The organism is Ideonella sp. P3_A4, assembly GCF_056403075.1.
On the sequence record NZ_JBFUGE010000159.1, the window covers coordinates 1 to 11,953 of the forward strand.

General features: G+C 67.6%; 10 protein-coding genes. 5 read left to right on the top strand and 5 right to left on the bottom strand.

Features of this window, described 5'->3' with window-relative positions; genetic code table 11:
* Positions 1 to 331 precede the first annotated feature (331 nt).
* Both AC1DYI_RS15545 and AC1DYI_RS15550 read left to right on the top strand, forming a co-directional pair.
* A complete protein-coding gene (locus AC1DYI_RS15545; RefSeq protein ID WP_477205031.1) occupies positions 332 to 2,137 on the top strand; it encodes a DUF1800 domain-containing protein in 1,806 nt (601 codons plus the stop codon).
* Positions 2,138 to 2,153: 16 nt separating this feature from the next.
* Positions 2,154 to 3,608 carry a DUF1501 domain-containing protein gene (locus AC1DYI_RS15550; protein WP_477205032.1) on the top strand — a complete coding sequence of 485 codons (1,455 nt, stop codon included), beginning with the start codon at positions 2,154 to 2,156 and terminating at the stop codon, positions 3,606 to 3,608.
* A gap of 3 nt (positions 3,609 to 3,611) precedes the next feature.
* On the opposite strand, the gene AC1DYI_RS15555 is transcribed toward AC1DYI_RS15550, so the two are convergent.
* The gene (locus AC1DYI_RS15555) at positions 3,612 to 4,637 is read right to left on the bottom strand and encodes an NAD-dependent epimerase/dehydratase family protein (protein ID WP_477205033.1); all 1,026 of its coding nucleotides are present in this window, start codon (positions 4,635 to 4,637) and stop codon (positions 3,612 to 3,614) included.
* Positions 4,638 to 4,753: 116 nt separating this feature from the next.
* On the opposite strand from AC1DYI_RS15555, the gene AC1DYI_RS15560 reads away from it, so the two are divergent.
* Positions 4,754 to 5,677, top strand: a complete 924-nt coding sequence (locus tag AC1DYI_RS15560; RefSeq protein ID WP_477205034.1) for a LysR family transcriptional regulator — start codon at positions 4,754 to 4,756, stop codon at positions 5,675 to 5,677.
* On the opposite strand, the gene AC1DYI_RS15565 is transcribed toward AC1DYI_RS15560, so the two are convergent.
* From AC1DYI_RS15565 to AC1DYI_RS15580, 4 genes are all read right to left on the bottom strand, one after another.
* Positions 5,670 to 6,122: a hypothetical protein gene (locus tag AC1DYI_RS15565; RefSeq protein ID WP_477205035.1), complete on the bottom strand. Its 453-nt coding sequence runs from the start codon at positions 6,120 to 6,122 to the stop codon at positions 5,670 to 5,672. The genes AC1DYI_RS15560 and AC1DYI_RS15565 overlap by 8 nt on opposite strands.
* A gap of 166 nt (positions 6,123 to 6,288) precedes the next feature.
* Positions 6,289 to 6,468 (bottom strand): hypothetical protein, encoded by a 180-nt coding sequence (locus AC1DYI_RS15570; RefSeq protein ID WP_477205036.1) that lies wholly within the window; start codon positions 6,466 to 6,468, stop codon positions 6,289 to 6,291.
* Positions 6,468 to 7,763 carry an NAD(P)/FAD-dependent oxidoreductase gene (locus AC1DYI_RS15575; protein WP_477205037.1) on the bottom strand — a complete coding sequence of 432 codons (1,296 nt, stop codon included), beginning with the start codon at positions 7,761 to 7,763 and terminating at the stop codon, positions 6,468 to 6,470. The genes AC1DYI_RS15570 and AC1DYI_RS15575 overlap by 1 nt, the downstream gene beginning before the upstream one ends.
* Positions 7,764 to 7,905: 142 nt before the next feature.
* Positions 7,906 to 9,312, bottom strand: coding sequence for a glutamine synthetase family protein (locus AC1DYI_RS15580; RefSeq protein WP_477205038.1), 1,407 nt, complete (start codon positions 9,310 to 9,312; stop codon positions 7,906 to 7,908).
* 117 nt (positions 9,313 to 9,429) lie between these two features.
* On the opposite strand from AC1DYI_RS15580, the gene pdxR reads away from it, so the two are divergent.
* The gene (pdxR, locus tag AC1DYI_RS15585; RefSeq protein WP_477205039.1) at positions 9,430 to 10,962 is read left to right on the top strand and encodes a MocR-like pyridoxine biosynthesis transcription factor PdxR; all 1,533 of its coding nucleotides are present in this window, start codon (positions 9,430 to 9,432) and stop codon (positions 10,960 to 10,962) included.
* 127 nt (positions 10,963 to 11,089) lie between these two features.
* On the top strand, positions 11,090 to 11,953 hold an 864-nt coding region (locus tag AC1DYI_RS15590), incomplete at its 3' end, for a glycoside hydrolase family 5 protein (RefSeq protein WP_477205040.1).

Consider the following 11,953-nt stretch of genomic DNA (forward strand, 5'->3'; position numbering starts at 1 on the left):
GGTCGAGAGCCAGTTCTTGCCCCCCGTCACGCTCTTGTAGAGCATCTGGATGCCGAAGCGGTCGTTGGCGGCGGCCGCCGGCAGCGCAATGCCTGCCGCGATCAACACGGCGAGGAGTCGGGTGAGTGTCATGGCACTACGAGAACGCGTAAATAGCAGACCGACAGCCTAGCGGCATCTGACATTGAGCCGTCTCCACTTGTGAGGGCCGTTACCAGCCGCGCGCGGCTCTACAGCAGGCGCGTTAGGTTTGGATACAGCGGTTCGTCAAGAAAGTTCACAGTCCGGGCACCGGCAGCCCACCATGGCGCTGCCGAGAACAGGGGCGTCCATGGGTGCACGATCGGGCCGCGTTCAAACGCGGCGCTGGGTGGGGTTGGGCTTGACCAGCGCGGCGTTGCTGGCCGCCTGCGGTGGGTCGGAGACGACCGACGAAGCGGCAACAAACGAGGCCGATGCGGCCACGCGGCAGCAGGCACAGTCCGCGGGCCGCGAAAAGCGCGCAGACCCGTTCGCAGGGCTGTCGTTCGTCGCGACGGCCGAACAGTCCGACGCGGTGCGGCTCGCGCAGCAGGCCACCTTCGGGCCGAACAGCGCGCTGATCACCGAGATCGAAACGCTCGGTGCCGGCGGCTGGATCAGCAAGCAGATGAAGACCACCGGCTCGGTCTACACGCGCGGCGCCGACGACGCGATCCACAAGAACACACGTCCCGAGTTCTATTGCAGCCGGCCGGACCAGATCAACAACGTCTGGTGCTGGCGCGACTACTACTCGGTCGAGCCGGTGACTTGGGACTTCTACCGCAACGCCACCGAGCAGCCGGACCAACTGCGCCAGCGCGTGGCCCATGCGCTGCAGCAGATCCTCGTGATCAGCAGCAACACCGTCTACGGCACCTACGGCTGGCGCAACTACGAGAACATGCTGCTGGACAACGCGTTCGGCAACTACCGCGAGCTGCTCCGCCGCACGACCCTGTCGCCGCTGATGGGCGAGTTTCTCGACATGGTCAACAACGACAAGGCGCTGCCGAACGAGAACTACGCACGCGAGCTGCTGCAGCTGTTCTCGATCGGCACCTGCAAGCTCAACGCCGACGGCACGCTGGCCACCGGCAAGTGCAAGCCGACCTACAACAACGAGACGGTGCGCGAATACGCCTATGCGCTGACCGGCTGGACCTACCCGCCCGGTGGGCAGACGGCCTGGGGTTGCTGGCCGACCGGTGCGAACTGCGCCTACTTCGGTGGCGACATGGTGCCGGCCACGGCGTTTCGCGATGCCGGCAAGCGCCACTTGCTGTCCGACGTGTTCGTGACCGCCAACAGCAACTCGACCCAGGCGTTGAGCAAGGTGCTCGACAGCCTGATGCAGCACCCGAACACGCCGCCATTCGTCGCGAAGAAGCTGATCCAGCATCTGGTCAAGAGCAACCCGTCGGCCAAGTACGTCGGCCGCGTCGCGAGCGCGTTCAAGGCGGGCACCTTCCAGGCCGGTGGCCGCACGTTCGGCGAAGGCAAGATCGGTGACATGGCGGCCACCGTCGCGGCGATCCTGCTCGACAGCGAGGCCCGCGGCGACAAGTGGGACCAGGAGAAGAGCGGCCACCTGCGCGAGCCGATCCTTCACATTACCGGCGCCGTCCGCGCGCTGAACGGCCACACCGACGGCGCCGCGTTGTACTACTGGTGGGCCGAGCTGTTGCGCCAGCCGGTCTTCCGCCCGCCTTCGGTCTTCAGCTTCTACCCGAGCGACTATCCCGTCTCCGGCACCTCGCTGGTCGGGCCCGAGTTCGGCGTCCACAACTCGAACACCGCGCTCGAGCGGCTGAACTTCCTGACCTACCTGCTCGACTGGAACGGCTCGACACCCGACCCGAACGTGCCCGGCGCGATCGGCACCGGCGTCGACCTGACGGCCTTCCTGCCCGACGCGAACAACGCCGAGCGGCTGGTCGATGGCCTGTCGATGATGACGCTCGGCCGGCTGCTGCCCGAGGCGCCGCGCGCCAAGGTGCTGAAGGCCGTCAAGTGGTGGTCGCCGACGACCGACCCGAACAACTGGAAGATCCAGCGTGTGAAGGCCGCCGCCTACCTGGTGCTCGGCTCGCCGGACTACCAGGTGCAGCGTTGAACGCGAGGACATGACGATGAACATCCCCACTCGCGAACACCTCCTTCGCCTTTCACGCCGCCAATGGCTGCAGCGTGCCGGCGGCACTCTCGCCGGCGCGTTCGGCGCCGCCACACTCGGCCACCTCGCGCTTGGCACGCAGCCGGCCTACGCGGCCGACTACAAGGCGCTGGTCTGCATCTTCCTGTACGGCGGCAACGACGGCATGAACGTGATCGTGCCGACCGACACCAGCCACTACCAGCAGTACGCCTCGGTGCGCGGCTCGCTCGCGTTGCCCCAGTCCAGCCTGGTGTCGTTGGCCGGATCGAACTTTGGCCTGCACCCTTCGTTGTCCGCGCTGCAGCCGTTCTGGTCCAGCCACCAGCTGGCGCCCGTGTTCAACGTCGGACCGCTCTACAAGCCGCTGACGAAAGAGCAATACCGCGATGCGCCCGATGGCAGCGAGCTGATCCCCGATGCGCTGTTCTCACACGCCGACCAGCAGATCGAGTGGGAGACCGGCACCAGCGACTCGATGACACGCACCGGCTGGGGCGGCCGCGCCTCGAAGGTGCTGGGCACCGTGAATCCGGTGATCTCGGTCGGCGGCAACGGCCGCTTCGGCGTCGAGGACATGCGGCCCTCGCCGCTGGTGCTGCCCGGCCCGGGCGCCACCTTCGGCGCCTATGGCCTCGGCCCCGACGACACCGACTGGGAGCCGAACCGCCTGCGCCGCCAGGCGATCGACGCGCTGTATGCCGAGCCGCAGCCGCTGGTGCTGGGCCAGGCCTACACCGCGCAGCAGACCAATGCCTTCGAGATGTCGGAGCGGCTGGCCGCGATCGTCAAATCGATGCCCGGTGATGCCGACTCCACGCCGGCCATCGACAGCGCCTTCGCGCCGCTGATCGTCGACGGCAAGATCTCCACGTTGATGGGGCAGCAGCTGTACCAGATCGCCAAGCTGATCCGCTCGAATGCGCAGGTGCAGGGCAACCGGCAGATCTTCTTTGCGCAACAGGGCGGCTACGACACTCACAGCGGGCAGATCGGTGACAACTCGCTGCTGGGCCTGCATGCGACGCTGCTGAAGGAGCTGGGCGACGCGATGGCGGCGTTCCAGCAGGCGCTGGTCAACCTTGGCCTCGCGCCTGCCGTCACGACCTTCACGCAAAGCGACTTCGGCCGCACCTTCGCACCGAACTCCACCGCCGGCACCGACCACGCCTGGGGCAACCACCAGCTCGTGATCGGCGGCTCGGTCAAGGGCGGCGAGACCTATGGCAAGTACCCGCAGCTGGTGCTGGGCGGGCCGGACGACGTGGGCGTCGACTCGTGGGAACTGCAAGGCCGCTGGATCCCGACCAGCAGCGTCGACCAGTTCGCCAGCACGCTGCTCGGTTGGTTCGGCGCCGGCGATGGCCAGCTCGACAAGATCCTGCCGAACCTCGTGCACTTCGGCGCCAAACGCAGCCTGGGTTTCCTATAACGCTCAGGCGGTCACCGACTTGGCGCGGCGGGCACCTGCGGGCGGCGTGCTGTCCACGCCGTCGCGCACCGCCTGCAGCGTCTGGCGGATGCCTTCGGCGTAGGCAGTCTTGCGGATCGGGCCGATCAGGCGTTGCAGCGCACTGTCGTCCATCAGCACCGGCTGCGTCTGCAGGTAGTGCATCTCGACCATCTCGCGCATGAACGGCTTGAACAGGCCCAGCACGCGCAGCATCGTCTTGCCGGCGACGCGGCGCTTGATCTCGCGGCCGGCCTGACGACCCATCTCCTTCAGCAGCGCCAGCTGGCTGGTGGCGCCGGCACCGGCGAGGTGCCAGACGCGCCGGCCGCTGAAGGCCGCCGGCGTGTCGATCAGCTTGGCAACGACCGGGCCGACATCCGGCACGAAGACGAACTCGTGCGGCGTGTCGATCGGGCCGACGAGGTCGGCCGTGCCGCCGTTCACTGCCGCCGTCGCGGCACCATGCAAGAAGCTCGCTTCGACGCCGGGACCGTAGAAATCAGGAAGGCGCAGCACAGCGGCTTCGATCTTGCCTTCGGCGGCGGCTTGCAGCAGCAGATCTTCTTGCGCCTTGCGCATCCGGCCCTTGAAGGTGTGCGGCTCACGTGGATGGTCTTCACGCACCGTCGGCGTCTTCGGCAGGCCGTAGGGGTAGACCGTGCCGATCAGCAGGATGCGCTTGACGCCGGCGGCGATGGCGCCATCGATCGTCTTCTTCATCAGCTGCGGGTGCAGCTCGAAGCGCCAGTAGTCGACGCCAACCATGTAGATCAGCGTGTCGATGCCGCTGGCAGCTGCCTGCACTGACGCGGGCGAATCTGGGTTCCAGGTCACGATCTCGGCCAGCGGGTCGGCGCCGAACTGGCGCAGCAGGCTGCCTTCGCTTCGGCCGACGACGCGGTAGGCGTGGCCCTGCTCACGCAGCGCGCTGGCAATGCTTTGGCCGATGACGCCGGCGGCGCCGAACAGCGCGATCTTCGGGGCGGTCTGGGGTGCGGTGGTGGACATCGGAGTTTCCTTTCAGCGGTGAAGTGAGATGCGATGGACGGCAGTGTGCGAGTCCGGGGGTAAAAAGAAAATTGCCGAGATGCGCCTAGAAGCTATTCATGATTGAATAGCCTCCCATGGAACCGGATTGGCAGTGGTACCGCTCGTTCCTGGCCGTGCTGGACCAGGGTTCGTTGTCGGCCGCGGCGCGTGCGCTGGGGTTGACCCAGCCCACGCTGGGCCGCCACATCGATGCACTGGAAGCCGCACTGCAGCTGAAGCTGTTCACCCGCTCGTTCGACGGCTTCGCACCGACCGACGCGGCGCAGGCGCTGAAGCCCTACGCGATCGGACTGGCCGACACCGCCGCGGCGCTGTTGCGCACCGCCAGCGGCCAGCGCGAAGGCGTGCGCGGTACCGTGCGCATCACCGCCAGTGAGGTGGTCAGCGTCGAAGTGCTGCCGCCGATCCTCGCCACGCTGCGGCAAGAGCACCCCGAGTTGGTGATCGAGCTCGTGCTGTCGAACCAGATGGACGACCTGCTGCGGCGCGAAGCCGACATCGCCGTGCGCATGGTGCAGCCGACGCAGAGCGCGCTGATCGCCCGCCGCGTCGGCGCGATCGAGCTAGGCATGCACGCGAGGCCGGACTACCTGGCCCGCTGCGGCACACCCAAGCGTGTCGAAGAACTGGCCAACCACAGCCTGATCGGCTTCGACAAGGAAACCGCACGGCTGCGGCGCATGCAGTCAACCATTGGCGGCTTTGACCGCTCACTCTTCGCGCTGCGCGCCGACAGCGATCTGGCGCAACTGGCCATGATCCGCGCCGGCTTCGGCCTCGGCGTCTGCCAGGTCGGCCTGGCCCGCCGAGAAGGGTTGGTGCGCGTGCTGCCCAACCCGTTCTCCTTCCCGCTCGACACCTGGGTCGCGATGCACCAAGACCTGCGTGACAGCCCACGCTGCGCGGTGACCTTTGCAGCGCTGGTGGCAGGTCTGTCTGACTACATCTGCGGCGGCACCGCGAAGCGCAAGAAGCCGCCGTCGCGCGCCGTCACTTGAACTGCAGCTCCTGCAGTTCCATGCCACCGATCAACTTGCGCATCACCTTGCGTTCGCCACCTGCAGCGTCCAGCTTGTGGGCATCGCTGGCCAGCATCGCCTCGATCTTCTTCTGGAAGGCCAGTTGCTGGGCGTTCGAGAAGTAGTCCTTGTATTCGACGGCGAGGATCAGATCCGGCTCGCTCTCGCGTCGGTTGTTGACCGTGAAGACGTGGTACGAAACGACCATGCCTTCCTTCTTGCCAAACTCATTGATCTTGCGCCAGTTGCCGGCCAGGTAGTCGACATACCGCTCGAACTGCCCAGGCTCGATCTGGATGTTCGAGAACTGCCAGACGGTGCCGGGGTTGTAGCTCGACTCCTGCGCGGCGGCGGGCCCGGCCATCGTCAGAGTGAGGGCAGCCGTGGCCGCCAGGGTTGCCCAATAGGTACTCGCCAGTCTCATGGAAGTGCTCCTCAACTGTTCGGTGCCCAACGCCATGCCGGGCGCCGAGGCGCAGTGTAGGAAGCAGTCAGAAGAACGCGATGGCCTTGTGACCAACCAGGCAAAGGCGCTGCCGAACCCGACTGGCGGTCAGACGAGTTCGCCGCGCGCCGTACGCGCAATTCGATCAGCGCGGCGCGGCGCCTTCGGGGCCGGCGTGCTTTGCCACAACCGGCTGTGCAGCGGGCTTGTCTTGCGTGTCCGCCATCCGACCCTGGGACCGCAGGCAACTCGGCAACGCCGAGACGGCCAACATCAGGCTGACCAGCGCGAGCTTGCCGCGCCGATGCAGGATGCGTTGCGGCATCAGACGAAGTCGCGCAGCCGGTACCAGCCCATGCCGGCGGCTTGCATCAGGCCGCCCAGGCGTTCGCCGCCGGGGAACGGCGGGTTGACGATGCCGGAGAACCAGTCGAGCCGCTCGGTGTTGCCCTGCATCGCTTCGGTGACCAGCGTGGCCGCGACGCGGGTCGGCACCAGGCCGTGGCCGCAGAAGCCCTGGGCCCAGAAGACGCGGTCGTTGCGACGGCCCCAGTCGGGCATGCGGCGCATCGTGATGTCGATGTGGCCGCCCCAGGCGTAGTCCATCTTCGCGTCCCGCAGCTGCGGGAAGGCGCGCTTGATGTTGGTCTTCATCGCCTCGGGCAGGTTGGTCGGCGTGCCGCCCAGGTAGGTGCACTTGCCGCCGAACAGCAGCCGGTGGTCGGCCGTGGTGCGGAAGTACTCGAGGATGAACTGGTTGTCGTAGACCGCGTGGTTCTTCGGAATCATGCTGCGGCAGACCGACTCACCCAGCACCTCGGTCACGCCGATGAAGGTGCCGACCGGCAGCATGCGCGACGACAGCTTGCGCTCGACCTGATCGACATAGGCGTTGGCGCCCAGCACGATCTGGTCGCACTTGACCTTCAGGCCGCCGGCCACGTTCACGGTGATGCCGTTCGGGCCTTCTTCGTAGCCTTCGACCTTGGTCTGTTCGTAGATGCGCGCGCCGGCCGACTCGACCGCGCGGGCCAGGCCCAGCACGTACTTCAGCGGGTGGATGTGCGCGCCTTCAGGATCGATGATGCCGGCCTGGTAACGATCGGAGTTCAGGTACTTCGGCATGTTCGCCTTGTCGACGAACTGCAGCTTGTCGTAGAACCACTCGTGCTGGCATTCCTCGATCCAGTCGGTCAGGTCGCCGATGCGGCGCGGCAGCACGGCGACTTCGAGGTGGCCCTCGACCAGGTCGCAGTCGATCTGCTCTTCGCGCATCAGCGTGCGAATCTTGCGCACCGCGCGGCGCGACTCGTCGAACATTTCCTTCGCGCGCTCGTAGCCCATCACGCCCTTCAGGCGCTGCATGCCGCACGGGAAGCCAATGATCATCTGSCCRCCGTTGCGGCCCGAGGCGCCCCAGCCGACGCGCGATGCGTCAAGCACCGCGACCTTCTTGCCGGCACGGGCCAGTTCGAGCGCGCAGTACAGGCCGAAGAAGCCGGCGCCGACGACGCAGACGTCGACGCTCAGGTGCTCGTCGAGCGCCGGGCGATTGACCTGCCATTCACGCGAGGTGGCGGCGTAGTAGGTGTCGGTGTGTTGGGGGCTGCTGCGAAACATCTCGAGACTCTCTGAAGTGGTTTCAACGCGGGTCGCGATGAAGGAAGGCGACTGAACCAAGGGCCTTGCGCGGATCCGGCTTGGCCGGGCCGCTGCAAGAGCCCCCTCGGGGGGGCAGCGACCGGAAGGGAGCGTGGGGGCTTCATGCCAATTCGATCAGGTGGGTCAGGTCCCACTGATGGCGCGGGTCGGCCAGCTTGGCGCGCTCGGCGTGCTCGTGGCGCTTGATCGCGACGAAGGCATCGACCAGCGGGGCGCCGAACAGCTCGCGCAGCATCGGGCTGGCGGTCAGCGCGTCCAACGCGGCAGGCAGCGTGCGCGGCAGCGCGTGCGCGTCGTCAGCGCCCGGGTGCGGGGCTTGCGCAGCGGCCAGGCCGGCCAAGCCGAGGCCCAGCGTGGCGGCCACGGTCAGGTACGGGTTCGCGTCGCCACCGGGCAGGCGGTTCTCGACCCGGCGGGCCTGCGGGCCCGAGCTGGGGATGCGGAATGCGAACGAGCGGTCTTCGGGGCCCCAGCTCGAATGCGAGGGCGACGCGTCGCTCAACGCGATGCGGTCGTAGGCCATGTCGTAAGGCGCGAAGAACGCCATCGCGGCCGGCGTGTGGGTCTGCAGGCCGGCGACGAAGTGGCCCAGCTCGTCGCTGCTGTCGCCCGTCGCATGGGCAAACAGGTGCGGCCACTCGCCCGCGGCGGCGCGGCGCTGCACGCTGAAGTGCCAGTGCATGCCGGTGCCCGGCTGGTCGAGAAAGGGCTTGGCAGCGAAGCTGGCCAGGAAGCCGTGGCGAGCTGCAATCTCGCGCGCCACGCGCTTGAAGCGGAACACCGCATCGGCCTGGGCCAATGGCGCGCCGGGGCGGAAGTTGACCTCGTACTGCGACAACGCCGATTCGTGTGCGTGGCCCGACAGCGGAATCGCCATCGCCTCGCAGGCCGCGTACAGCTCGTCGAAGTACGCCTCAAAGTGGCCGGCACGTTCGAGTGAAAAGGCCTCGCAGGCACCTTCGCGGGCCAGAGCACCCTTGTGGCCACGGGCGCTGCCCAGGTTCACACGGCCATCGGCCTCTTCGCGGTGCAGCAGGAAAAGTTCGAGTTCAGGTGCGACCAGGGCCTGCAGGCCTTGCGACTCGAAACCGGCGATCACGCGGCGCAGCGCGGCACGCGGCGACAGCTCACTGGCGTCGATCTCGCGTCCATGGTGCGCGGACCACCAGCGGCCCGTCGGCTCGCACAGCACGGTGGCTTCGCCCGGGCGGCCGGGGCGCGGCGCCAGCGTGGCCAGGTCGGGCACCAGGTGCATGTCGATGTAGCTGGTCGGCAGCATCGGGCCGAAGACTTCGTCCGGCTCGCCGGCCGTCAGCGTCAGACCGAGGATCACCGACGGCAGCTTGCAACCGCCCAGCGACAGGAAATCGTCGCGGTTCACCCGCTTGCCGCGTGCCAGCGAGGTGAAGTCACCCAGCGCGCATTCCACCGCTTTGACGCCCAGGCGGGACAGCGCGGCGGAGGCCTGCGCACGGTCGATGGGGGGCAAGGGCGTGATCGGGCTCATGGGTAGGGGCATAGCGGTCGAGGCCGGATGATAGGATTGAAATGGACCAGTGGATTGGTCCACTTTTCGCTTCTTCGATTGGTCCACTTTGGCGCGGCGCATGGGTGGGTGTGAACAATGACGCAGGCTTCGCTGACTGATACCTTGTCCGACTGGCTGGCCGCCCGAGGCGAGGCCGAGCCCGACCAGCCCCTCGGTGCCCGCTTGGCGCAGGGGTTGCGTGATGCCGTTCTACAGGGTGTGATCGCTGCCGGTCAACGCCTGCCGGCGACGCGGGCATTGGCGCAGCGCCTGGGCGTGGCACGCAACACGCTGGTGGCGGTCTACGCGCAGCTCGCGGCCGAGGGCTTTGTCGTCGCCGGCCAGGGCTCTGGCACCTACGCCTGCCGGGTCGCGCCCGAGCGTGTCAGCGCCCGCCCGGCTCGCGCGCAAGCCAAAGCAGCGCCGCTCCCCGCCCCCACGCTGTCGGCCCGCGGCGAGCGCTATCAGGTGCACCCGCTGCACCGCTTCTGGAGCCGGCAGCCGTTCTGCCCGGGCTTGTTCGACGCCCACCTGTTCCCGCACGCGCTATGGAACCGCCTGCTGGCCCAGCCACTGCGCCACGTCGACGCCGCGTTGCTGGGTGCCGGCGAGCCGGGTGGTGCGCCGCCCTTACGACAGGCGATCGCGCAGCATGTGCGCACCACCCGTGGCGTGCGCTGTGAGCCCGAGCAGGTCATCATCACCGACAGCACCGCGCAGTCGCTCGACCTGATCGCCCGGCTGCTGTGCGATCCCGGCGACCGGGTCTGGATCGAGAACCCCTGCTACTGGGGCGCCAGCCAGACGCTGGCCGACCTGGGGCTGACGCTGCAACCGATCGACGTCGACGACGATGGGCTGCCGGTGCCACCGGCGCCCACTCGCGGCGCACCGCGCCCTCGCCTGGCCTACCTGACGCCATCACACCAGTTCCCGACCGGCGCGGTGATGCCGTTAGCGCGCCGGCTTGATTGGCTGGCCCACGCCCGCCAGCACGGCACGCTGCTGATCGAAGACGACTACGACAGCGAGTACCGCTACACCGGCATGCCTTTCCCTTCGCTGCAAGGGCTGGAAGGCGACGTCGGCGCCGGCGGGCGGGTGCTGTACCTCGGCAGCTTCAGCAAGACCATGTACCCCGGCATCCGGGTCGGCTTCATGGTCGTGCCGGCGGCGTTGGCCGGCGTGTTCGGCGATGCCTCGGCCGACTTCTACCGCGACGGCGACCAGCTGGTGCAACACGGGCTGGCGCGTTTCATTGCCGAAGGCCACTACGCCGCGCATGTGCGGGCGCTGCGGCGCGAATACGGCGCGCGGCGCGAAGCGCTGGTGCAGGCACTGTGGCAGCACCTGCCCGATCTGCTCGACGCGCCTGAGCGCTTGCGCCTGCTGGGCGGCGCACGCGGAGTGCACCTGACGATCGGGCTGCCCGACCAGGTCGACGACCAGGCGCTCGCGCTGCGTTGCCGGGCGCTGGGCGTCACGGTGATCCCGCTGTCGGTGTATTGCGTTGGCACCGTGAAGCGCGGTCTGGTGTTGTCCTATGCCGGCAGCCCTGCGGAGCAGATTGCTGGGCTGGTGGCGCGGATCGCGCCGGTGCTGCGACGCGAATTGGGGTCGAACATCTAACGCCTTGTTTCCAACCGTCGGGCATGCGAGCAACACGCGGCGAACACGATGGATCAGCACGATGTGCCACTCATGTCAGGCAAGCCGTTTGCCGTGAGACCCACCATCGAAGCCCAAGGAGGACTCCATGCTTGTACGCCCCCTGACTTTGGCGCTTGGCCTGTCGCTGTCGATGACGGTGCCCGCTTCGGCTCTTGCCGCGGAGCACCTGTCGGTCCAAGGGCAGGAGATCCTCGACCCCAGCGGCCACCCCATCCTGCTGCGCGGCTGGAACTGGGGCCACTGGGGCAAGAGCCAGCCTTCGGACGCGGCAGACAACGCCGCACAAGGCGCCAACGTCGTGCGCATACCGCTGCGCTGGTGGGGCAACTACGAAGGCAAGGACATCGACAGCCGCGACGACAACGCCACCACGACCGCCGGCATCGACTCGGCTCACCTGAAACACCTGGACGAGATGGTCCGCTGGGCTTCGGCGGCCAAGTTGTGGATCGTGCTGTTCATCGACTCGGACTGCGGCCAGAACGGCACGCAGAACGCGCAGGAGCGCAAGTACTGCGACCCGCGCGGTGAATACCCCAAGGGCCACAACTTCTGGACCGACACGGCGGCGCGGCAGAAGTTCGTCTCGGCGTGGCGCTTCATTGCCAACCGCTACCGGGACACGCCGTACATCGGCATGTTCGAGCCCTTGCCCGAACCCAACCCGCCGGGCGTGCCGGACGATCAGATCAAGGCGTTCTACGCCGAGCTGAACAGCGCCATTCGTGAGGCGGCGCCAGGTGTGCCTCTGCTGATCGGTGGCCGCGCCTACCGAGCTCCAGCGATCCGTCAGGTCTACGACCCCGGATGGAAGGATGTGGTCTACACCGGTAATCTCTTCCTGCACGCGAAGCAGCGCGGTGCGGACGAGGCCAGCCTGAACGAGTTGCGCGAGCGGGCCAAGCAGGTGATGGATCTGCGCGCGGCGCACAAGGTGCCGGTGTTCGTG

Bases quoted from the DNA above. Each gene is read 5' to 3' on its own strand.
- AC1DYI_RS15570 (WP_477205036.1), bottom strand. From the start codon at position 6,468: ATGCCGCAACGCATCCTGCATCGGCGCGGCAAGCTCGCGCTGGTCAGC.
- AC1DYI_RS15555 (WP_477205033.1), bottom strand. From the start codon at position 4,637: ATGTCCACCACCGCACCCCAGACCGCCCCGAAGATCGCGCTGTTCGGC.
- AC1DYI_RS15565 (WP_477205035.1), bottom strand. From the start codon at position 6,122: ATGAGACTGGCGAGTACCTATTGGGCAACCCTGGCGGCCACGGCTGCC.
- AC1DYI_RS15545 (WP_477205031.1), top strand. From the start codon at position 332: ATGGGTGCACGATCGGGCCGCGTTCAAACGCGGCGCTGGGTGGGGTTG.
- AC1DYI_RS15580 (WP_477205038.1), bottom strand. From the start codon at position 9,312: ATGAGCCCGATCACGCCCTTGCCCCCCATCGACCGTGCGCAGGCCTCC.
- pdxR (WP_477205039.1), top strand. From the start codon at position 9,430: ATGACGCAGGCTTCGCTGACTGATACCTTGTCCGACTGGCTGGCCGCC.
- AC1DYI_RS15550 (WP_477205032.1), top strand. From the start codon at position 2,154: ATGAACATCCCCACTCGCGAACACCTCCTTCGCCTTTCACGCCGCCAA.
- AC1DYI_RS15560 (WP_477205034.1), top strand. From the start codon at position 4,754: ATGGAACCGGATTGGCAGTGGTACCGCTCGTTCCTGGCCGTGCTGGAC.